19 protein-coding genes are annotated in these 19,959 nt (G+C 69.6%); 11 read left to right on the top strand and 8 right to left on the bottom strand.

The genetic code is table 11. The features are described from left to right. The first annotated feature begins 1 nt into the window (after window position 1). A complete protein-coding gene (locus ACWCPQ_RS22355) occupies window positions 2-1,249 on the top strand; it encodes an AAA family ATPase (protein ID WP_449901859.1) in 1,248 nt (415 codons plus the stop codon). A 46-nt stretch (window positions 1,250-1,295) separates the two neighbouring features. Here ACWCPQ_RS22355 and ACWCPQ_RS22360 read toward each other — a convergent pair whose 3' ends face one another. Next, window positions 1,296-1,499 carry a hypothetical protein gene (locus ACWCPQ_RS22360; protein WP_449901860.1) on the bottom strand — a complete coding sequence of 68 codons (204 nt, stop codon included), beginning with the start codon at window positions 1,497-1,499 and terminating at the stop codon, window positions 1,296-1,298. A gap of 395 nt (window positions 1,500-1,894) precedes the next feature. Between ACWCPQ_RS22360 and ACWCPQ_RS22365 the strand changes: the two genes are divergently transcribed. Next, entirely contained in the window at window positions 1,895-2,233 is a 339-nt protein-coding gene (locus ACWCPQ_RS22365; protein ID WP_449901862.1) for a hypothetical protein, read from the top strand. Between the two features lie 28 nt (window positions 2,234-2,261). On the opposite strand, the gene ACWCPQ_RS22370 is transcribed toward ACWCPQ_RS22365, so the two are convergent. After that, window positions 2,262-2,912: an amino acid-binding protein gene (locus ACWCPQ_RS22370; protein WP_449901864.1), complete on the bottom strand. Its 651-nt coding sequence runs from the start codon at window positions 2,910-2,912 to the stop codon at window positions 2,262-2,264. A gap of 313 nt (window positions 2,913-3,225) precedes the next feature. Here ACWCPQ_RS22370 and gatC point away from each other — a divergent pair, with 313 nt between their 5' ends. Both gatC and gatA read left to right on the top strand, forming a co-directional pair. Beyond that, window positions 3,226-3,525 carry an Asp-tRNA(Asn)/Glu-tRNA(Gln) amidotransferase subunit GatC gene (gene gatC, locus ACWCPQ_RS22375; protein ID WP_449901867.1) on the top strand — a complete coding sequence of 100 codons (300 nt, stop codon included), beginning with the start codon at window positions 3,226-3,228 and terminating at the stop codon, window positions 3,523-3,525. After that, window positions 3,522-5,000, top strand: a complete 1,479-nt coding sequence (gene gatA / locus ACWCPQ_RS22380; RefSeq protein ID WP_449901870.1) for an Asp-tRNA(Asn)/Glu-tRNA(Gln) amidotransferase subunit GatA — start codon at window positions 3,522-3,524, stop codon at window positions 4,998-5,000. The genes gatC and gatA overlap by 4 nt, the downstream gene beginning before the upstream one ends. A gap of 88 nt (window positions 5,001-5,088) precedes the next feature. On the opposite strand, the gene ACWCPQ_RS22385 is transcribed toward gatA, so the two are convergent. The 4 genes from ACWCPQ_RS22385 to ACWCPQ_RS22400 all read right to left on the bottom strand — a co-directional run bounded on the left by ACWCPQ_RS22385 (window position 5,089) and on the right by ACWCPQ_RS22400 (window position 8,819). After that, window positions 5,089-5,532 carry an SRPBCC family protein gene (locus ACWCPQ_RS22385; protein ID WP_449901873.1) on the bottom strand — a complete coding sequence of 148 codons (444 nt, stop codon included), beginning with the start codon at window positions 5,530-5,532 and terminating at the stop codon, window positions 5,089-5,091. 41 nt (window positions 5,533-5,573) lie between these two features. After that, window positions 5,574-6,509: a hypothetical protein gene (locus tag ACWCPQ_RS22390; protein WP_449901875.1), complete on the bottom strand. Its 936-nt coding sequence runs from the start codon at window positions 6,507-6,509 to the stop codon at window positions 5,574-5,576. 128 nt (window positions 6,510-6,637) lie between these two features. Further along, window positions 6,638-8,083: an alpha/beta-hydrolase family protein gene (locus ACWCPQ_RS22395; protein WP_449901877.1), complete on the bottom strand. Its 1,446-nt coding sequence runs from the start codon at window positions 8,081-8,083 to the stop codon at window positions 6,638-6,640. Further along, window positions 8,076-8,819 (bottom strand): hypothetical protein, encoded by a 744-nt coding sequence (locus tag ACWCPQ_RS22400; protein WP_449901879.1) that lies wholly within the window; start codon window positions 8,817-8,819, stop codon window positions 8,076-8,078. The genes ACWCPQ_RS22395 and ACWCPQ_RS22400 overlap by 8 nt, the downstream gene beginning before the upstream one ends. 166 nt (window positions 8,820-8,985) lie before the next feature. On the opposite strand from ACWCPQ_RS22400, the gene ACWCPQ_RS22405 reads away from it, so the two are divergent. The 3 genes from ACWCPQ_RS22405 to ACWCPQ_RS22415 all read left to right on the top strand — a co-directional run bounded on the left by ACWCPQ_RS22405 (window position 8,986) and on the right by ACWCPQ_RS22415 (window position 13,122). Beyond that, window positions 8,986-10,227 carry a sensor histidine kinase gene (locus ACWCPQ_RS22405; protein WP_449901880.1) on the top strand — a complete coding sequence of 414 codons (1,242 nt, stop codon included), beginning with the start codon at window positions 8,986-8,988 and terminating at the stop codon, window positions 10,225-10,227. A gap of 121 nt (window positions 10,228-10,348) precedes the next feature. Beyond that, window positions 10,349-11,011 (top strand): response regulator, encoded by a 663-nt coding sequence (locus ACWCPQ_RS22410; RefSeq protein WP_039825978.1) that lies wholly within the window; start codon window positions 10,349-10,351, stop codon window positions 11,009-11,011. 107 nt (window positions 11,012-11,118) lie between these two features. Next, a complete protein-coding gene (locus tag ACWCPQ_RS22415; RefSeq protein WP_449901881.1) occupies window positions 11,119-13,122 on the top strand; it encodes a serine/threonine-protein kinase in 2,004 nt (667 codons plus the stop codon). 10 nt (window positions 13,123-13,132) lie between these two features. Here ACWCPQ_RS22415 and ACWCPQ_RS22420 read toward each other — a convergent pair whose 3' ends face one another. Together ACWCPQ_RS22420 and ACWCPQ_RS22425 are read right to left on the bottom strand one after the other, a co-directional pair. After that, window positions 13,133-13,846, bottom strand: a complete 714-nt coding sequence (locus tag ACWCPQ_RS22420) for an ABC transporter ATP-binding protein (RefSeq protein ID WP_449901917.1) — start codon at window positions 13,844-13,846, stop codon at window positions 13,133-13,135. A 48-nt stretch (window positions 13,847-13,894) separates the two neighbouring features. Continuing rightward, window positions 13,895-14,200 carry a hypothetical protein gene (locus tag ACWCPQ_RS22425; protein WP_449901883.1) on the bottom strand — a complete coding sequence of 102 codons (306 nt, stop codon included), beginning with the start codon at window positions 14,198-14,200 and terminating at the stop codon, window positions 13,895-13,897. 191 nt (window positions 14,201-14,391) lie between these two features. On the opposite strand from ACWCPQ_RS22425, the gene ACWCPQ_RS22430 reads away from it, so the two are divergent. The 4 genes from ACWCPQ_RS22430 (at window position 14,392) to ACWCPQ_RS22445 (ending at window position 19,871) form a co-directional block, all read left to right on the top strand. Further along, window positions 14,392-15,897 carry a sensor histidine kinase gene (locus tag ACWCPQ_RS22430; RefSeq protein WP_449901885.1) on the top strand — a complete coding sequence of 502 codons (1,506 nt, stop codon included), beginning with the start codon at window positions 14,392-14,394 and terminating at the stop codon, window positions 15,895-15,897. Between the two features lie 76 nt (window positions 15,898-15,973). Beyond that, entirely contained in the window at window positions 15,974-16,663 is a 690-nt protein-coding gene (locus tag ACWCPQ_RS22435) for a response regulator (protein ID WP_449901888.1), read from the top strand. A 65-nt stretch (window positions 16,664-16,728) separates the two neighbouring features. After that, entirely contained in the window at window positions 16,729-18,831 is a 2,103-nt protein-coding gene (locus ACWCPQ_RS22440) for a protein kinase domain-containing protein (RefSeq protein WP_449901890.1), read from the top strand. 74 nt (window positions 18,832-18,905) lie between these two features. Further along, a complete protein-coding gene (locus ACWCPQ_RS22445; protein WP_449901891.1) occupies window positions 18,906-19,871 on the top strand; it encodes a hypothetical protein in 966 nt (321 codons plus the stop codon). The last annotated feature ends 88 nt before the right edge of the window (window positions 19,872-19,959 follow it).

A 19,959-nucleotide genomic window follows, 5' to 3' on the forward strand; every position in this document is an offset into this window, starting at 1 on the left:
CATGTTGCGCAGTTTTCGGGTGTCCAACCACAAATCGCTGGCCGATCTACAGGAATTGCGGTTGACCCGCGGCGTGGCCGCGCCGGTGGCCGTACCGGTGACCGCGGTGCACGGTGGACCGGCCGCCGGTAAATCGAATCTGGTGGACGCTCTGGGACATATGCGGGACGCGGTGCTGCACTCGGTGACCGGCTGGGACCCGTACGCCGGTCCGGTTCGGGCCCCGCACCTCGCGTTGCCCGGGCAGCCGACCGATTTCGAGGCGGTATTCGTCGCCGAAGGTATTCCCTACACCTACGGTTTCCGCTTGGACGCCGCCGATGTCGCGGCCGAATGGCTCTACAGCCATCCCCGGTCCCGTAAGCGGATCGTCTTCGAACGCGAGGGGGAGACCGTCCGGGTCGGACCGATGTTCGAACCGGCGCGTTTCGGGATCACCGCACTGATACCGCTGGTGCGACCGAACGCCCTGTTGCTGAGCCTCGCGGGCCAGATGTATTCGGAGGCGCTGGTTCCGGCCTACCGATGGTTCGAGACAATGCTCGAAGTGCTGACCGATACCGGCGATACAGATTCGACGGAACTGCGGCTGGGCTCGCATCTGTCGCGGTCCGCCGAGAACGCCGCTCGCCTGCTGACCCTGCTGCAATCCGCGGATCTGGGGATCACCGATCTGCTGATCGCGCAGAACGACCCCGGCTACGCCGACTATCTGCGTGATCTCGACGCCGATATCGCCGTGCTGGGTGAACAGACCGATCGGGCGGCGGGATCGGCGGCCTACGCCGCGCAACTGGAACAGGACAGCGGTTTGAACGCTACTCAGCTGGGCCGCGAACTGACCAATATGCGCAATGCCCGCGACGCGCTCTACGCACGGATGGTGGCCCGGCGCGGTGTCGGCCTGCGGCTGGTACACACTGGTGTGGAGCCGGTTTTCACGCTGGCCGAGGAATCCGCGGCGACCCGGGCGCTGCTGCGGTTGCTACCGGTACTGCTCGACGCGCTCGACGCGGGGAAAGTGCTCGTGGTCGACGATATCGGTGCGCAACTGACGGTGGAGGAGACCGACCGTCTCGTGCAGCTGTTCCAGAATCCGGAAACCAATACGCGCGGTGCGCAACTGGTGTACACGACCGGGAACCGGGCGCTGGTGGACCGGGGTAACGGCCGTTCGGCGCGGACCCGCAGCAGCGTCTGGACGGTCCGGCGCTCGGAGGCCGGTACCAGCACGCTCACGGTGTCCTAGCACCTGCCGGACCCGGTCGCCGCAGATACGGCGACCGGGTTCGGGTCTACTTGCTGGGTTCCGGAAGAGTGCATCCCATCTTCGGATTGAGGCCGACGTAATTGAGTGGACCGGCCACCACGGTCACCGCCAGCGTCGCGAAGTGGGAGCACTGCTCCGGTGGATCATTGAAGTAGCCCCGTTGCCACGCGGCGATGATCCCCGCCACGAACCAGACCAGTACTACGAGGCTTGCTACTCGGCTACCCATTGCACCTGCTCGAATCGAAGATTCCGGCATGACGATCGCTTCCTTCCATGTCCGGTGGAAGTGAAATACCCCGTCCCGCACGACTCATGCGCCGGGTGTCCTGTCTCGCACAACTGATGGTCACCGGCCGCGGTGACCGAACTTTCGCCGCCACAGGCCCGTTCGGGTCGGAGAAGTCACCGGTGCGAACCGGGTGTGGGTGGAGCGGCTACGGGCGGTGCGGGAACGGTATGCCCGGGGCCCCGGACTCCGCGGCGCGGTCTCGTCGCCGAGCGGATCGGATGCGGTGCGGAGCTGTCACGGCGCGTGGCCCGCCGCTGCCGTCGGAGGCGGAGGCGGCGGGACCGAGAGCGTCGGACGCCGTGGTTTCCGACCGCTGGGCCTAGCATGGGGGAGTGTTCGAACTGGCGATGCTGGCGATCATGGTGGCCGCTCTGGCGGGAATGCTCGTCCTCGTGTTCCGGGGGCGGCGGGGTGGACGCATGCCCACCGACGCGGAGATAGGTTCGCTCTATCTGACCGGGGTGAGCCCGCGGCCCGAGGCGATGGGTGAACAGTTCGTCACCGTCACCGGGAATCTGTCCGGGCCGTCCGAGCCCGGCAAGGTGGTCTACGGACGGATGGTCTGGGATGCCGCCTACTGGCCTTCGGTCGGGGATACGCTCACCGTCGCCTATCCACCGGGTAAACCGGACAGGTGGCGGGTCGTCGAGCTGGGCGCCGGCGGACAGTAGCCTACGCCGAGCTCCCGATCGGGGTGGATCAGCCCAGCACGGTGGCGACGATGCCGGCGAGATAGCCCAGCCGGGCGATCTCCGAGGGCCGGAAATCCGGTCCGCCGGGGCGGCCGAGCAACAGCGCCTTACTGGACGGTCCGAGCGGTGCCGCGGCCAGTTTGGTGTCCATATCGCGCCAGATCTCGGGGACCCAGTCGGCATTGCCGTCGAGCGCGGTCGGTTTCTGCAGCGGCATCCACGGCACCGACGCCGCCTGGGTCTGCGGCGCGCTCTGACTCCCCACCACGCGGTAGGCGCCGTGGGGCCCCATGTCCAGGACGGTGCTCCAGCCGACCCGTAGGACCCGCGGCACGCCGTCGACCAGTACCTGGAGCCGGTCGTCGCGGGCATTGGCGACATTGTCGATGAGTTCGAGTTCCCGGTGGGTGTCGAGGACCCCGGAGTAGGGCCGGATGGAATCGACCCGTACATCGCCGAGCGATTCCGCGGCGGTGATGAGGGTGTCGGGAAGTGCGTTCGGGGCGATCTCGACCACCAGATCGTCGACCGCGAAACCCGCCCCACGCTCGACCACGTCCAGCGAGAGGATGTCGGCACCGACGGTTCCCAGTGCGACAGCTAGCGACCCGAGGCTTCCCGGACGATCCGGAAGTTGCACGCGGAGCAGATAAGACACGTGCGTTTCCCTTTCCTTCAGCGGCCGAGGCTTACAACGAATACCCGGTCTGCTCATCCTTACACCCATTGTCGAGGGTTATCGACTCGAATTGTGCGCGCGGCCGGCCCCGCACAGGTGACCTATGGTGTGAAATGTACAACTTTCGAATTATCGGTGCGTGTGCGGGCGGCCTCGGCCGGGTGGCGCGAACCCGTCCACGGGTCGTCGCCGACCGCCCGCACGGCCTGCCGGGCCACCCGGTCCGGCCACACCATTAGGCTGTTCGGTGCTTGTGATCCGTAGTCCACACTATCGCCGAAAGGGGTTCGCGGTGGCCGCCATCTCCCGCGACGAGGTCGCACACCTCGCCCGGCTGTCCAGGCTCGCCCTGTCCGAGGACGAACTCGATCAGTTCGCCGGACAGCTGGATTCGATCCTCAGCCATGTGCAGACCATCTCCGAGGTGGCCGCCGCCGATGTTCCGGCCACCTCCTCGCCGGATCCGGTGACGAATGTGACCCGTCCCGACGAGGTCCGCCCGGGGCTCACCCCGGATCAGGCGCTGTCCGGCGCACCCGCCGCCGAGGACCAGCGGTTCCTGGTTCCGCAGATCCTGGGAGAGGGCGAATGAGCGCGAGTGAACTGACCCGGCTCGGCGCGGCCGATCTCGCGGCCCGGATCCACGGTGGCGAGGTGTCCTCGGTGGAGGTCACCCGGGCGCATCTGGATCGGATCGCCGAGGTCGACGGCGAGTACCACGCCTTCCTACACGTCGCGGGGGAGCAGGCGCTCGCCGCCGCCGCGGAGGTGGATTCCGCCCTCGCCGCCGGGCAGCCCCCGGCCTCGCCGCTGGCCGGCGTGCCGCTGGCCCTCAAGGACGTGTTCACCACGACCGATATGCCCACCACCTGCGCGTCGAAGATCCTCGAGGACTGGGTGGCGCCCTACGACGCCACCCTGACCACCCGCTTGCGCGCCGCCGGGATCCCGATTCTCGGCAAAACCAATATGGACGAGTTCGCGATGGGTTCGTCCACCGAGAACTCCGCCTACGGGCCCACCCGCAATCCGTGGGACACCAGCCGTATCCCCGGTGGTTCCGGCGGTGGTTCGGCCGCGGCCCTGGCGTCGTATCAGGCGCCGTTGGCGATCGGGACCGATACCGGCGGTTCGATCCGGCAGCCGGCGGCGGTCACCGCGACTGTCGGGACCAAACCCACCTACGGGACGGTATCCCGGTACGGGCTCGTCGCCTGTGCCTCCTCGCTCGACCAGGGTGGCCCGTGCGGGCGGACGGTGCTGGACACCGCACTGCTGCACGAGGTGATCGCCGGACACGATCCGCGCGATTCCACCTCCCGCGATGTGGCGGTCCCGGCGGTGGTGGACGCCGCCCGCCTGGGTGCCTCCGGCGATCTGCGCGGAGTCAAGGTCGGCGTGGTGAAGGAACTGCATTCCGACAGCTACCAGCAGGGTGTGCTCGCGTCCTTCGACGCCGCCGTGGGAGTACTGAAGGATCTCGGCGCCGAAGTGGTCGAGGTATCGTGCCCGCATTTCGAATACGCGCTGGCCTCCTACTATCTGATCCTGCCCAGCGAGGTCTCGTCGAACCTGGCCCGGTTCGACGCGATGCGGTACGGCCTGCGGGTCGGTGACGACGGCAACCACAGTGCCGAGCAGGTCATGGCCGCCACCCGGGCCGCCGGATTCGGCCCGGAGGTCAAACGGCGGATCATGATCGGTACCTACGCGCTCTCGGCGGGGTACTACGACGCCTACTACGGCCAGGCGCTCAAGGTTCGCACGCTGATCGCGCGGGATTTCGACAAAGCCTACGAGCAGGTCGATGTACTGGTTTCGCCGACGAGCCCGTTCACCCCGTGGAAGCTGGGCGAGAAGGTCGACGATCCGCTGGCCATGTACCTGTCGGACCTGTGCACGCTGCCCACCAACCTGGCCGGGCATCCGGCCATGTCGGTACCGTCCGGGCTGAGCCGCGACGACGGAATGCCGGTGGGCCTGCAGATCATGGCGCCCGCGCTGGCCGACGACCGGCTGTACCGGGTGGGTGCGGCCTACGAGGCGGCGCGCGGCGATATCGCCTGATCCGAACACCGAAGAATCCGATGGCGGTGATCCGGGAACGGATCGCCGCCATCGGCGTCTCCGGGGCGGATGGCGCCGTCTGCCGCGATCAGGGCGAGTGCAGGCGCTCGGCTTCCCGGCCGACCGCGGTCGTCATCCCGGGAAAACCGCGCCGGAACCCGCGGCCGAACAGCAGTCCGACCAGCGGGGCCAGCCAGCCGTCGAGTTCGAAATGGGATTCGTAGCGGGTGCGGTCGTCGGGCAGCGGGGTCACGGTGTGGGCGCGTTTGCTGCGCAGGGCACCGAGCGGGATCGGTTTCATGGAGTAGGTGAACTCCTGGCCCGGGGTCACAGTCCGGATCCATTCCCGCATCCGGATCGGCCCGGGTGCGAGCTGCCGGACCGTCATATCGATCGGTGCGCCCACGGTGAGTTCCGCCCGGCACCGGCTGATGAACGGATTCCAGTCGCTGTACCGGTCGAAATCGGTGAGTACCGACCACACCACCTCGGCCGGGGCGTCCACCTCGACCACGTCGTCCACAACAAGCACGCCCCCAAATTAGAACGTGTTTCAAATGTGGTCAACCGCGCTCAGCCGGTGTGTGCCGGTTCGTTCGGCGGGGTCACCGGCAACATGTGCAGGCCCGCCGGTAGGGCCGGGTCGGCGAGGGTGACCGCCCGCCGGTTCCGGAATCCGGGCAACCATCGGGCACTGGGCAGCACCAGACCCGGCACCGCCGGGCGCGGCAGCACCGGGACGCGGCCGGGCCGGACGGGCCCTACCGGTACAGGCCGGCCCGGGCCGCTCGTGCGCCGGATCCGCCGGTGCAATCGCCGGATACCGAAGACGAGCGCGGCCGATGCCGCCGCCCCCAACGCCACCGCGCGCAACAACCACGGCCGGGTCGGATGCTCGGTGGCGGCGTGCGCGGCCACCTGGCCGAACGTCTCCACCACCGGGACCCCGTAGCGCTGCCGCCGCGAATTCAGTTCCACCGCGGTCGCCGCGATTCCGGCCAGCGTCTCGCAGCGGGTGCGTACCACCGGTTCGGTATGCGTTTCGCAGGCCTGGTGCATCCGGGTGCTCAGGGTCCGGTCCAGCGCCTGGCGCGCCCACGGCCCGAGCGGGGCGCCGGTGCGGTCGGCGTAGCGGAGCAGGTCGTATCCGAGATCGTGCGCCATACAGGCCGTATCGAATTCCGGCGGCAACTCGACCGGGGACGAACAACTGCCGTCCGGGGCCACGAGCACGCCCTGCCGGACCACCGGGGCGTAGCCGGTGTAGGTCGCGAAATCCCGGGGAATGGCCGCCGCTGCGTCCGTGACGTTGTCACCCGAGGTCAGATCCACCACCGCCAATCCGGCGGGCGCCGCGACCGAACCGTCGATACCGACGGCCTCGGAGGTCGGTGCCGGCACTGCCGTGATCACCAGACCGAACAGCGCGGCGCCGGCGAAAGCCGGCAGCGAAACGCGCCGGAACCGGCGCCGCGGCCGGCGCTGGTGATCGTTACGGGGTGAAGCCATGGTGGGACACCTTAAGCGGTACGCGGCTATGGGTACGCACGGCAGGTATCGGTCCCGGTGACCGGTATCACCGGGACCGCTGCCCGCATCCGACCGGCAAACCCGCCGGAAAGGCGGGCCGCCGACGGCTACGCGGAGTCGCAACCCGGCAGTGCCGTGCCCTGGTCCGTGTCGTAGCGGTGACCGTGCCCCGGGGGCGCGCCGAGGGCGCCGAGCAGGTCCGCGGTGGTCTGCACGAAACTCACCACGGGCAGCCAAGGCGGGGTCGGTGCGTCACGGCGCGCGGCGGTGAGGTCCGGCGGCCGCCACAACAGGTCGAGTGACCAGTGCACAACGGGATCCGAGGAATTGGCCAGCACCGCGGTCCGCGCACCCGGTTCGGGACCCCCGCCGCCCGGCATCCCGGCCCACAGTGCCGAGCAAATCCGCCGGTTCTGATCGGCGGCACCGGCGAATACCGCGCTACCGCCGAATGCGCCCAGGCTCTGGCCGTACAGGTGCAGCCGGGGCGGATCCGGCATGGTGGCGACGTGCGCTTCGACGGCGGTGAACAAGGCGCGCGCCGAAGCCGCGGCCGCGTCCCGCCCGAACAGGAAAGTGGCCCAACTCGGCGCGTACGAGTACTGCAGGGCCACCACCGCGACATCGCCGCCGAATCGCACCCCGAATCCGCGCAGCGCTCGCGCGTCCACCCAACCCGATCCGGTCGGTACCGCGAGCACCAGATCGGCGCGGTCGAAACCCCCGGCCCGATCCAGTTCCCGGACGGCGAGCGCGGCACGCGCGGCCAGGTCCGGCGCCGAGTGGAGCCCGATGTAGACGCGGACCGCGCCGGGCGGCCCGGCGGTGACGAACCGCTGCCCCTCCCGCCCCAGTGTCGACCAGCTCACCATCGATTCGGCACTACCGGAACGGGTCAGCGTGACCGGCCGGACCAGATCCGGGTCGGCGGTGGCATTCGCGGCGGCATAGCTCCGGTCTCCCCAGCTCACGGCGGCGGGTACCGCGAACAGCGCCATCGGCAGTCCCGCGACCACGGTCATCACCAGCGCACGCGACCAGCCGATCCGCCGCAGCAACCAGCCGCCGCCGCGGCCGACCGCGACCAGCAACGCGGCCAGCAGGGCCGCGCCGAACGCCCACCCCACCCAGTACCCGGGTCCGGCCGGAGCCATATCCATCGCGGTCCGCAGCGTGTGCTGCCAGCGGTCGGCATACACCACCGCGCCGAGGACACCGGCGACGGCGATCGCGCCCACCACCCCGCGGGTTCGCGCGGTCGCCGCGGGCAGCGGGCGGGCGGTGTGCCGCATTACGAATCGGGCGAACTGGGCGATAACCAGGGCGATGACCACGGTCAGCGCGGTGAGTACGGATTGCGCGGCGGTGGACCGGGGTAGCAGGCCGGGCGCCAGCGAGACCGCGGTTCCTGCCGCGAGAGCGACAGTGATCCGGACCGGCGGCAGGTGCCGTGGGCGGCTGGACCGGATCGCGCGGGCGAACCGGGCGCGTACCGGTTCGCGGCCGGGCGCGCAGGTGCCACCGGGCGCGGCGGAGGTGGCCGTGTCATCCATGGGAACCGCCGGTGACCGTGGTGAACGAGATGAGCGGACGCCGGGCCGAGGGGAGCAGTGACGCGGCCACCGGACCGCGCAGCAGAACGAGTACGGCCAGCGTGAGCAGCAGCAGTCCGCAGATTCGCGGCAGCCACGCGGTGACGGTGTCGGCCAGCGGGAAGTCCTCGACGACGGGCACGCCGTAGTCCTGGCGCATCGAGTTGAGGTCGACGGCCACCGCGGCCACCTCGGCCATCGCCGCACACCGGGCGCGCGGCACGAGGTCCGGCCGCCGGGCGCAGGCCGTGCGCATCCGCTCGGCGAGCGCGTGGTCGAGATCCTGCCGGGCCCACGGGCCGAGCGGGGCGCCGGCGCGGTCGGCGTAGCGCAGCAGGTCGTACCCGAGGTCGTGAGCCTTGCAGGCACTGTCGAACTCGGCCGGCAGCGGGACCGGAGAAGAGCACGAACCGTGCGGTGCGACCAGCATTCCGTCCAGCAGTTCCGGGGTGTATCCGGCGATGCTGCGGAAATCGGCCGGGATCTCGGCGCCCGGCTCCAGCGCGGTGAGCGCCCGGACCGCGGTCGCGGCGGGGCCGGGCCGAGGTGCCGGACCGGCAGCGGCATCGGCGGCGTCGGCGGCGGGCGCCGCCAGCGCGACCGCCGCGGCGAGCCCGGCGGCGATGATCGCCGCGCGTCGCACGGTCTGCAGTGACGGCCGGGCCCCAGGGCGCACGGCATTGTTCGAGACAGCCATGACCGAGGACGTTAGGAACGGGAGGCAGGTGCAGCCGTCCCGCTCAGGAGGGGTTTCGGCGCCGCTCCCGGTACCTACCGCGGTACGGGGCCACCCCTGGGGTACCGGCCGTAATTCACCCCACGGTATGAGGTGCGCCGGGCCCGGAGTTCCTAGTGTCGGGGGAATGAACGATACGAGTATCGCGAAGCCGGTGAGCCGGAGACCGGGCATCTGGGCCGTGATCGTCCGGCCGGGGCTGCGCTGGTGGCTCGACGGCGCCGCGGTACTCACGGCGGTGACGCTGTTCTCCGTGGCGTGGCCCACCCTGCATCTCACGCATGATGTGCCGTGGCCGATCGAGCCGCTGATCGCGGCGTTCGCCGCGCTGCCGGTACTGCTGATGCGGGCGAACGCGCTGTTGGGCTGGTCGGTGTCGGCAGCTTCGGCGCTGTTCATCGCGATGGCGGTACCGAACCTGCCGGGTGAGCAGATCCCGTTCCAGGTGGTGCATATCGTCGCGCTGTATTTCCTGGTGTTCGCGGTCGCGCTGCGGTCACCGCTGCAACTGGTCGCGGTGGTGTGGGGCGCGACCTCGCTGCTGCTGGGTGGCGCGCTGTCGGCCGAGGGGGTCGACGCCGACCCGTGGGCCTGGCCGGTATCGCTGGGCGGGCTGATCTTCATCGCGCTGCTGGTGCGCTCGCTGGTCCGCTCGCGCTCCGAGCTGAACCGGCAGACCGAGCTCAGCGATCTGGAACGGGCCCGGCGCACCATTCTCGAGGAGAAGGCGCGTATCGCTCGCGATCTGCACGATGTGGTCGCCCACCATATGTCGCTGGTGGTCGTCCAGGCACAGACCGCGCCCTACCGGGTGACGGGTGTGAACGACGCGGCGCGTGCGGAATTCGAATCGATCGGAGCCACCGCGCGCGAAGCACTCAACGAGATCCGCGGCCTGCTCGGGGTGCTGCGCAGTGACGGCCAGCTGGCCGAGCACGCACCCCAGCCGACGGCCGGTGACCTGGAAGCGCTGTTCATCGGCGCGGCCCGGGCCGGAGTAGATCTCACCTGGTCGGTCGACGGAACCCTGGCGGCCGTTCCGGATACCGTCGGTTCCGCGCTCTACCGGATCGTGCAGGAATCACTGGCCAATGCCGGACGGCACGCCCCGGGTGCGCCGGTGCGTGTGACGATCGGCTGCGCCGCTGAGGTGGAACTCGTCGTGGCCAACAGTGCGGGCACCGGCGCGGTGGCCGGCGGGACGGGCGGACACGGTATCCCGGGGATGCAGGCGCGCGCGCTCGCGGTCGGCGGCCGGCTCGAGGCCGCTCCCACCACCGACGGCGGTTTCCGCGTCCACGCACGCCTGCCGCTCATCCCGGCGGTCGCGCTCACGCCGCCGCTCGCCGCGGGTCCGGCCGTCCGCTGATCCGGCCCGGCGCCCACAAGCCGACGACGGAGATCACCACCGGAGACGCTGTTTCCGGTGGTGTACGCCGTGCACCGGCGCTCGGCGCACCCGGATTCCGATCGGGAATTAAGCTGGCCCCGTGGCAATAACCGTGTTGATCGCCGACGATCAGGCCATGGTGCGGCAGGGATTCGGAGCATTGCTCGCCGCCCAACCCGATATCAGCGTCGTCGGCGACGCACCCAACGGAAAAGTGGCGGTCGCCGAATCGGCGCGGTTACGACCCGATGTGGTGCTGATGGATGTACGTATGCCGGAGATGAACGGGCTGGACGCCGCGCGTTCCATTCTCGGCGCCGGGTTCGATCCCCCGGTGCGCGTACTCATGCTCACCACCTTCGATATCGACGACTATGTGTACGAGGCGCTCGGAATCGGCGCCAGCGGGTTCCTGCTCAAGGACGCCCCGGCCGAGGAACTGGTCCGGGCGGTCCGGGTGGTCGCCGCCGGGGAGGCGCTGCTCGCCCCGACCGTCACCCGGCGGCTCATCGCCGAAGTGACCACGCGCCGGGCCGCGCGGCGCGCCCCGGCCCCGGCGCTGGCCTCGCTGACCCCGCGCGAGCGCGAGATACTGGAACTCGTCGCCCGGGGGATGTCGAATACCGAAATCGCCACGGCGTTGTTCATCGCCGAACAGACGGTGAAAACACATGTGTCCAAGGTCTTCACCAAATTGGATCTGCGCGACCGCGCGCAGGCCGTGGTGCTGGCCTACGAATCCGGATTGGTCACCCCCGGCTGAACAGGCTGCCGGGTGTTCCATGATGTGTTCCGATTCCCGTTGTCACGGGGAAAGCGGCGTGCGGTGCCCGGTAGGCTCACGGGTCTGTCGGTCGCCCGAAGGGGGTCGTGTTGCTCAACAACGGTGACGTGTTCGCCGGGTTCACCGTCGAGCGGTTGCTCGGTGAAGGCGGAATGGGCGCCGTATATCTGGCCCGGCATCCCCGACTGGGGAAACAGACCGCGTTGAAACTGCTCAAGCCGGAATTGTTCGCCGACGCCGCGATCCGCACCCGATTCGAACGGGAAGCCGATCTCGCCGCGGCGCTCGACCATCCGGGAATCGTCACGGTCTACGACCGCGGCGTCGAGGGCGACCACCTGTGGATGTGCATGCAGTACATCGACGGCGCCGACGCCGGTACGGTCAATCCGCTGGCGCTGGCACCGGAGAAAGCGGTCCAGATCATCGCCGGTGTGGCCGACGCGCTCGATTACGCGCACGGTATGGGGGTTCTGCACCGTGATGTGAAGCCGTCGAATATTCTGCTCGCCCGTGCCAATCCGGGACAGGGCGAACGTGTTTACCTCACTGATTTCGGACTGGCCCGATTACGCGCGGAAACGGTCCGGCTGACGCAGACAGGTATGTTCACCGCGACCCTCGCGTTCGCCTCGCCCGAACAGATGACGGGCGGCGACATGGACGGCCGTTCGGATCAGTATTCACTGGCCTGTGCGCTGTATTGGCTGCTCACCGGAATGGCGCCGTTCGATTCGCCCAACCCCGCGGACATCATCCACGGAAACCTACAGCTCGCGCCACCCCCGCTCGCGGTGAAGCGGCCCGGTCTGCCGCCGGGATTGGATCCGGTGCTGGCGAAGGCGATGGCCAAGAATCCCGCCCACCGGTACCGCACCTGTGTCGAATTCGCGAAGGCGGCCGAACAGGGGCTCACCGCACCGGCACCCACCCAGGCCTACCCGGCGCCGGTCGAGGCCGGCGGTCCGGTGTATCCGGCTGCGGCGGGCGGTTATCCGGCCGCCCCGGGTTCGCCGCCGCCCGCCGGACCGACCGGCGGTTATGCCGACGGTGGGTACCCGGGTGTGCCGGGCCGGACCGGATCGCCGGTACCGCCGGGGCATCCGGCAGGTGGTCCCGGACCGGTCGTGGAACGAACCGGTGTCGCGGGTGTCGCACCGGCCGGGGCGACGGCCCGGCCGGGGGATGCCGAGCACACCGGCGCGCAGCAGGCCGTGGTGGCCCCCGGGGCCCCGCCTCGCCCGGGCCCGGGGGTGGAACACACCGGAACGTCCGCAGTGGTGCCGGGTGCGGTAGGCGAGCATCCCGCCGGAACCCAGCTGCCCCCGGCATCGCGGGCTCCCGCCCCGGCGCAGTATCACGGCTACCATCCGGCGCAGGCCGCGCAGGTGCGGCGCAGCCGGGCGCCGTGGATAGCGGTGGCGATCCTGATACCACTCATCGTGCTCGCCGTGCTCGTCGCGGCTGTGCTGGTGGTCGTGAACGGCGATGCTTCGGATTCGGACAGCGCACCCGCCGCCACCCAGCCCTCGACGCTCGAGCGAGGTCCGGCCGGTACCACTCGGTCCGGTACCGACGAGCAGCCGGCAGGGGAACCCGGCGACCGCACTCGTCGATTGTTCCCCAGCCTGCTACCGCAGGGGTCGGAACTGGACGGGTTCGGCTACCAGGATGCGATGTGCAGCCTGTTCGTGCCCGGCGAGCAGATTCCGATCCTGGAAGTGGTGCCGGTGTTCGACGAAGTGCTGGAAACCCGCCCGTGGGAATCGATCTGGGACTGCCGGCAGCGGTCGCTGGAGGCCACCCGGCTCGACTACACGATCATCACCTACCCCGAGGTCGAGGACACCATGGAGGTGATCGAAAGTCTGCCCCCGCACGATTCGGTATCCGGCGCCAAGAGCGGCGAACCGTATACCGCGCATCTGTGGGAGGAGCCGGGGGATCGGGGCCGGTCCACCGCGAACATGGTGGTGGGCTTCGGCTCCCGGGTCGATTCGCCGCGCAGCAATTCGCTGCTGTTCGTTCGCTACTGGGGCACCCGGGCCCGCAGCGATATCGAACACTGGTGGTCGGACGCCCCGCTCTGAAGGCGAAGGGTCAGGCGTCCACCGAGCGCCGGGCCGGAAGCCGTTCATCGGACCCGATCCGGCCGTCGCCGAGGGTGACGACCCGGTCGCAATAATCGACCGCGCCCCGGTCGTGGGTCACCATGACCACCGAGTTCCCGGATTCGGCGACTTCGGCCAGCAGTTCGAGGATGGACGCGCCGGTTTTCGAGTCCAGATTCCCGGTGGGCTCGTCGGCCAGGATGAGCGGCGGATCCATGATCAGCGCACGGGCCACCGCGACCCGCTGCATCTGCCCGCCGGACAGTTCGGCCGGCCGATGCTCGGCGCGCGCCGCCAGCCCGACCCGGTCGAGCAGTTCCAGCGCGCGCGGGCGGGCCTTCCGAAGTCCGGTGCCGTCCAGCAGCTTCGGGACGGCCACGTTCTCCCAGGCCGACAGAGTGGGCAGCAGATTGAAGAACTGGAATACGAACCCGACCCGGTGGCGCCGGAACTCCGATTGCCGTTCCTCGTCCAGATCGCCGATCTCGGCACCCCGGAACCGGATGGAGCCGGTATCGGGGCGGTCCAGCGCGCCGAGCATATGCAGCAGAGTGCTCTTGCCCGAGCCGGACGGACCGATGACCGAGGTGAACTCACCGGCCGCCAGCGTCAGATCGATACCGTCGAGTGCCCGGACCGGTTCGTCACCGACCCGGTACTGCTTCACCACATCGGTCAGTTCCAGCATGGCCGGCTGCGTCATCGCCACCCCCGTCTTCCACGGCTGTCGGTTCGGTCCGCGCGGGCCGGTTCAGGACACCGGCACCGGCGACGCCGTGCGCGCGTCGAGCACCGCGTACAACACGGGCTGTTCGGCCGCCAGTTCGCGCCGGGCATCCGCGGTGGTCCAGCAGCGGCCCGGGTCGAGCTCCAGTTTGGCGTCCAGATGAATGTTCCACCGATAGCGCAGTGCCGCAAGTACTCCCTGCGGTCCGCCGAACAGCCGGTCGAGGTGGGGGATGTCGTCGAAGAGGTCCGGTCGCGCCGGATCGCCGGCGGCACGGTCGAGGACGGTGTGCAGGACCTCGGTGCGTAGATGCTGATCTTCCCAAGACATGATCAGAGCCCTTTCCGGTCGGGGCCTGGTGTGCGCCGCCCTGGTGGTGCGGCGGCCTCGGGATCAACGCTACGAATCCGGGACCGGGAAAGCGTCGTGCCGTGGCGGTGAATCGACGTCCTACCGTGGTCGGAGCCGGGAACCGGCCCAGGCAGGATGCCGGCGGACTCCGGGGTGCTTACCCTGGACAGGTGACTGAGAGCCACCTCACACTCGGTGCCGGAGCGGCGGGCCCCACGCCGCCGGTGACCGGTGGTGCGGGGGAGTCCGGTGCCCGATCCGAGCCGGGAGCCGCCGAGCCGGAGGCGCGGGCCGAGACGCAATCGCCGGGCCGGTCCGGGTCCGGTGCGGCCGCACCCGCAGCGGGGCGGTGGGTGCGGCAGTGGAATCGAGTGGCCACCCGGGTGGGCAGGCTGCTCCCGGGAGCCCCCCATCCGCTGCGTGAACTGCCGTTCGACTACCCACCCAAGGTGGTGCTGTTCACCGATCTGGCGTTTCTCGTCATCGGGGTGGTCGCCTGCCTGCAGCGGCACGAGTACTTCCCGACCGCGCTACCGCTGATCGCCCTGGTGCTGCTCTTCGCCTCCGTACCGACCTACATCCTGTTCGGGATCGTGCCGCGACCGCTGCCGCTGATCGCCGCCACGATGATCGCGGCGGCACTGTTCTTCGTACAGCCGGTGGACGCCGATCTCGCGCCCTTCGTCCTGATGGTCGTGATCGCCGAGATCGCGGCGATCGCGCCGAAACGGGTGAGTATTCCGCTGGCCGTGCTCGCGGTGGCCGAACTGCTCGCGTTCGCGTTTCTCGGCCGGACCGTCTGGGGCGATCACTCCCTGCGCACCGGTTTCCCGATGTACGCGCTCGGCATCCTGCTCGGCTGGCTGGTCGGGGTGATGCTGCAGTACCAGCGACTGTTCCTCTATCAGGAACGGGAGAACCAGAGTGCGCGGGCCGCGCAGGCCGCGGCCGCCGAACGCAACCGGATCGCGCGCGAGGTCCACGATGTGATCGCCCATTCGCTCACCGTGACCCTGCTGCACGTGACCGCGGCCCGGCACGCGCTGACCTCCGACCGCGATGTGGACGAGGCGGCCGACGCGCTCGTCGATGCCGAACGGCTCGGCCGTCAGGCCATGGCCGATATCCGGCGTACCGTCGGACTGCTCGATACGGGACCGGCCGCGGCCGGGGTGGAACCCGGCGCCGCCGATATTCCGGCCCTGGTGGACGACTTCGTCAATGCCGGGCTCACGGTGAACCGGCGGTTCGGCGGTGATCTGAGTGTCGCCTCGGCGGCGGTCGGGCTGGCGCTGTACCGGATCTGCCAGGAATCCCTGGCCAATATCGCCAAGCACGCTCCGGGCGCGGAGGTGGATCTGAGTGTGTCGGTGGACGACGGATCGGCACTCGTGCGCGTACACAACACTGTCCCGCGTGGTCTGCCCGCGCAACTCGGCCGCGGCACCGGGGTCGCGGGGATGCGGCATCGCGCCGACGGGCTGGGCGGCCGGATCCGGATCGGCCCGGAAGCGGGCGGCTGGATCGTAAGAGCCGAGTTCCCGCTCACCGATCGACCGGCCGGCGCCCCGACCGGCGCGCGGGAACGGTTGCGCTGTCCGATCTCGGAGATCATCGCCGACCACGACCTGCGCACGCACCCCGATCCCGGCGACGAACCGCGTCCCGCGACATGAGCGGCGGTGGACAGGTCGCGTCGAATTCGCTGCGGTGTTCGCGGACCGTACGAACCTGCTCCGGAGAAGGAGATTTATGACCAGGGCCGGCGATAGCGATCCGGTGGCGATCGAGGTGCTGATCGCCGACGATCAAGAGCTCGTCCGCGGGGGCCTTCGGCGCATCCTGCGCCGCCGCGACGGTTTCCGGATCAGCGAATGCGCCGACGGCGACGAGGTGCTCGCGGCGGTCGCCGCGCAGAGCCCCGATATCGTGCTGATGGATCTGCGGATGAAACGGGTGGGCGGTATCGAGGCCACCCGGATGGTGCGCGCCCGCGCCCCCGAACCGCCCGTTCTCGTACTCACCACCTTCGACGACGACCAGCTCCTGTCCGGTGCGTTGCGGGCGGGTGCGGCCGGGTTCCTGCTCAAGGATTCGCCCGCCGAAGATCTGATCCGCGCCGTCCGCACCGTCGCCGCCGGGGGCGCCTGGCTCGATCCCGCCGTCACCGGGCGCGTGCTGTCCACCTACCGGAGTACGGCTGCCGCCCCGGCCGCGGCCACCGCGGCCGTCGAACTGACCTCCCGGGAACGTGAGGTCCTGGCCCTTATCGGGCGCGGCCGGGCCAACAGTGAGATAGCCCACGCGCTCGGAATCTCCGAGGTGACCGTGAAATCCCATGTGGGTCATATCTTCGGGAAGCTGGGGGTGCGCGACCGCGCGGCGGCCATCGTCTACGCGTTTGACCACGGTGTGGTCTCCCCTGGACAATCCAGGATTTGACGGGCAGCCCGAGTGCGATCCGCGCCCAGGTGAGACGGTGCCCGCCACGTGGAGAGGATGGACGGGTGCAGGCGCCTGGCTCCGAAGTCGGTAGGTGGTTCGGTCCCTACGAGCTGCGTTCGCTGCTGGGTAAAGGTGGGATGGGCGAGGTCTACGAGGCCTACGACACCGTCAAGGACCGGGTGGTCGCGCTCAAACTGCTCTCCGACGCGCTCGCCGGTGACCCCGAGTACCAGATCCGCTTCCGCCGGGAATCCCAGGCGGCCGCCCGGCTCGCCGAACCGCATATCATCCCCATCCACGACTGGGGTGTGATCGACGGCCGGCTGTTCATCGATATGCGCCTGGTGCAGGGCACCGATCTGCGATCGATCCTGCAGGCGGACGGTCCGCTGAGCCCGCAGCGCGCGGTCACGGTGGTCGAGCAGATCGCCGCCGCCCTGGACGCCGCGCACGAGGGCGGACTGGTCCACCGCGATGTGAAACCGGCGAACATCCTGGTCACCCCGGCCGACTTCGCCTATCTCGCCGATTTCGGTATCGCCCGGCACGAGAGCGATACCGGAGTCACGCAGGCGGGGGTCGCGGTGGGCTCCTACACCTATATGGCACCGGAGCGGTTCGAGTCGGGTCCGGTGACCTTGCGTGCCGATATCTATTCGCTGGCGTGTGTGCTGCACGAATGCCTCACCGGGGCGACCCCGTTCCCGGCGAGCAGTGTCGGCGTGCTTATCCGGTCACATCTCACCGCGCCACCACCGCGAGCAAGCGTGCAGCGAACCGGATTACCGGCCGGGCTCGACGATGTGATCGCATGGGGTATGGCCAAGGATCCGCACGAGCGTTTCGCTACTGCAGGTGAACTAGCTGTAGCGGCGCGTACCGCACTGAACTCCCCCGCACGTCCCTCGTATCCCGTCGGCGCCGAACCGTACTCCGGCGAATCTGCCGCTACCTCGGCTGTTCCGGGTCCGTCCGCGCCTCCGACCGGTGGGATCCCCACGCTGGTCGTCCGGATGCCGCAGGACGAGAACAATGTCGCGGACCCCACCACCATCCTGCCCGCGATCATCCCCGGCGACCCCACCTCGGTCCGCCCCACCGAATTCGAGTTCACCCCACTCACGGCCGACGATCTGCCGGCCGTGCCGGATCCCGAGGCACCGGCCGGCGGTATCCGGCCGTTTCCGGACGCGCACCTCTACCAGAACGAGCAGCTGCACCCCGCGGTCGATCCGGCACAGTACGAGGATCCGGCACCGGCGACCGGTGGGATGCCGGTCGCGGATTTCTACCCGCACGATCAGGCGACCCGGATCTACGGTGACGCTTCCGGGTATCCGCTGCCGGAGGCCGAGGAGACGACCCGGGTGTTCCAGCCGGTCGATCAGGAGCCCCCGGCCTTCGCCTATTCCGCGGACGAGGCGACCCGTGCCTACCGGCCGGCCGAGCAGTACCCGCCGCAGGAACCCGCCGCCCCCTACGATTTCCCCGGTGAACCGGCGCAGCCCGGCCCGGCCGAGGACTACGGCTACCGGGCCGAGGAACCCGGTCCGGCGCCGGACCCCTACGCGGCGGCCTACGAGGCAGGTTATCGCGACAGTTACGCCGCGACGGCCCGGGAACGCGAGGCCGCCCCCGGCGGCGAACGATCGAAGGTCGTACCGATATCGATCGGTATCGGGGCATTCGCCCTGGTCGTCGTCATCGCCGTGGTCGCGATGCAGTTCCTCGGCGGCTCCGGCGGCGGGGAGTCGGCCGGCGCGGCCGGCGCCACCGCCACTTCCGTGGCCGAACAGCCCGCGGCGGCCGGCAGCGGTACCGAGCCCACCACCACCACGCCGTCGTCGCGGACAACCACCTCCGCCGCGCCGACCACCACCGCGCGGCCGGATCTGCCCGCGGGCGCACAACCCTGCACGGGGTCGGCCGCGAGCCGCACCGAATACGGTTCGGCGGCAACCGGTACCGCGGTGACCAGTTGCGAATTCGCCGAAGCGGTGCGCCAGGCCTATCTGGACCCCTCCGTGGCCTCGGCCGAAGGTGATCCGGTGTCGGTCCAGGCCACCAGCCCGGTGACCGGCCAGGCCTACACCCTCGAATGTGTCGCCGACGACGGTCTGGTCACCTGCCGGGGTGGGAACAACGCGATCGTCTACCTGTACTGACCTGCCGACCGGCCCGGTGATCCGCCGTCGGGCGGATATTTCGCGGGCTCATCCGGGCCGGGCCGGAGCCGCCGATGGAGTACGGTTTTCCGACCGGGTACGAATCATCGGGACTGTGGGAGATCACCAAAGCCATGCGGAGAGAAGACAAGAAACAGCGACTCTCACCGGTTCGTCGTATGCTCGCGGTCACCGTCTGCCTGCTCATGGCAGCCCTCGTCCCGGCCTGCGGCTCCGAACCCGAGAAGCGTCCGCTGACCGCTCCGATCACCCAGGCGGCGGCCGAGGCTCCGGGCGGCAAGGTCTCGATCACCATTCCCGGCACCCTGGCCGCCGATTTCCAGGTGCTGGAGCAGTCGGCGAAGGGCGAGCTGGGCCTGGCGATCATGCCGGTCGGCGGGCAACAGCTGGTCGGTCTGGGCGAATGGACCACCGGCCCCGCCTGGTCGACCATGAAGGTTCCGCTGGTGCTGGCCGCCGAACGGAAGAATCCCGGCGGCCAGACCTATGCCACCTCGGCCGCCATCACCGCTTCGGACAATTCGGCCGCCGACAGCCTCTGGTCTTCGCTGGGTACCCCGCGGGAGGCCGCGCAGTCGGTGCAGGCCGTCCTGCGCGAGGGCGGTGACAGCGTCACCGTCGTCGAGGAGAAACCGAAGCGTTCGGAGTACTCGTCGTTCGGTCAGTCCGACTGGTCGCTCGCCGATCAGGTGCGTTTCGCCGCCAAACTGCCGTGCATTCCGGGTTCGGACAAGGTCGTGAAGCTGATGGGCTCGGTGAGCGCGAACCAGCAGTGGGGTCTGGGGTCGGTCTTCGAGGCGGCCGAGTTCAAGGGCGGATGGGGTCCGGACGCGGCCGGCGCCTATCTGGTGCGCCAGTTCGGCCTCGTGCCCGCCAGCGGCGGCTCGGTCGCGATAGCGCTTGCCGCACAACCGGATTCGGGAACGTTCTCCGACGGGATGAATCTGCTCGACGAGATGGCGGGCCTGATCTCGCAGCATCTGGGCGAGTTCACCGGCGGTTCCTGCCCGGCCCGCTAGAGAGTGTCCTCAAAGTCTGGGCGGTTGAGGTGCCGGTTTGATTTGATGTGTGGTCGTGGTGGCACGTAGGCATGAATTGACCGAGGAC

The sequence above is a fragment of the Nocardia sp. NPDC001965 genome, assembly GCF_053594175.1.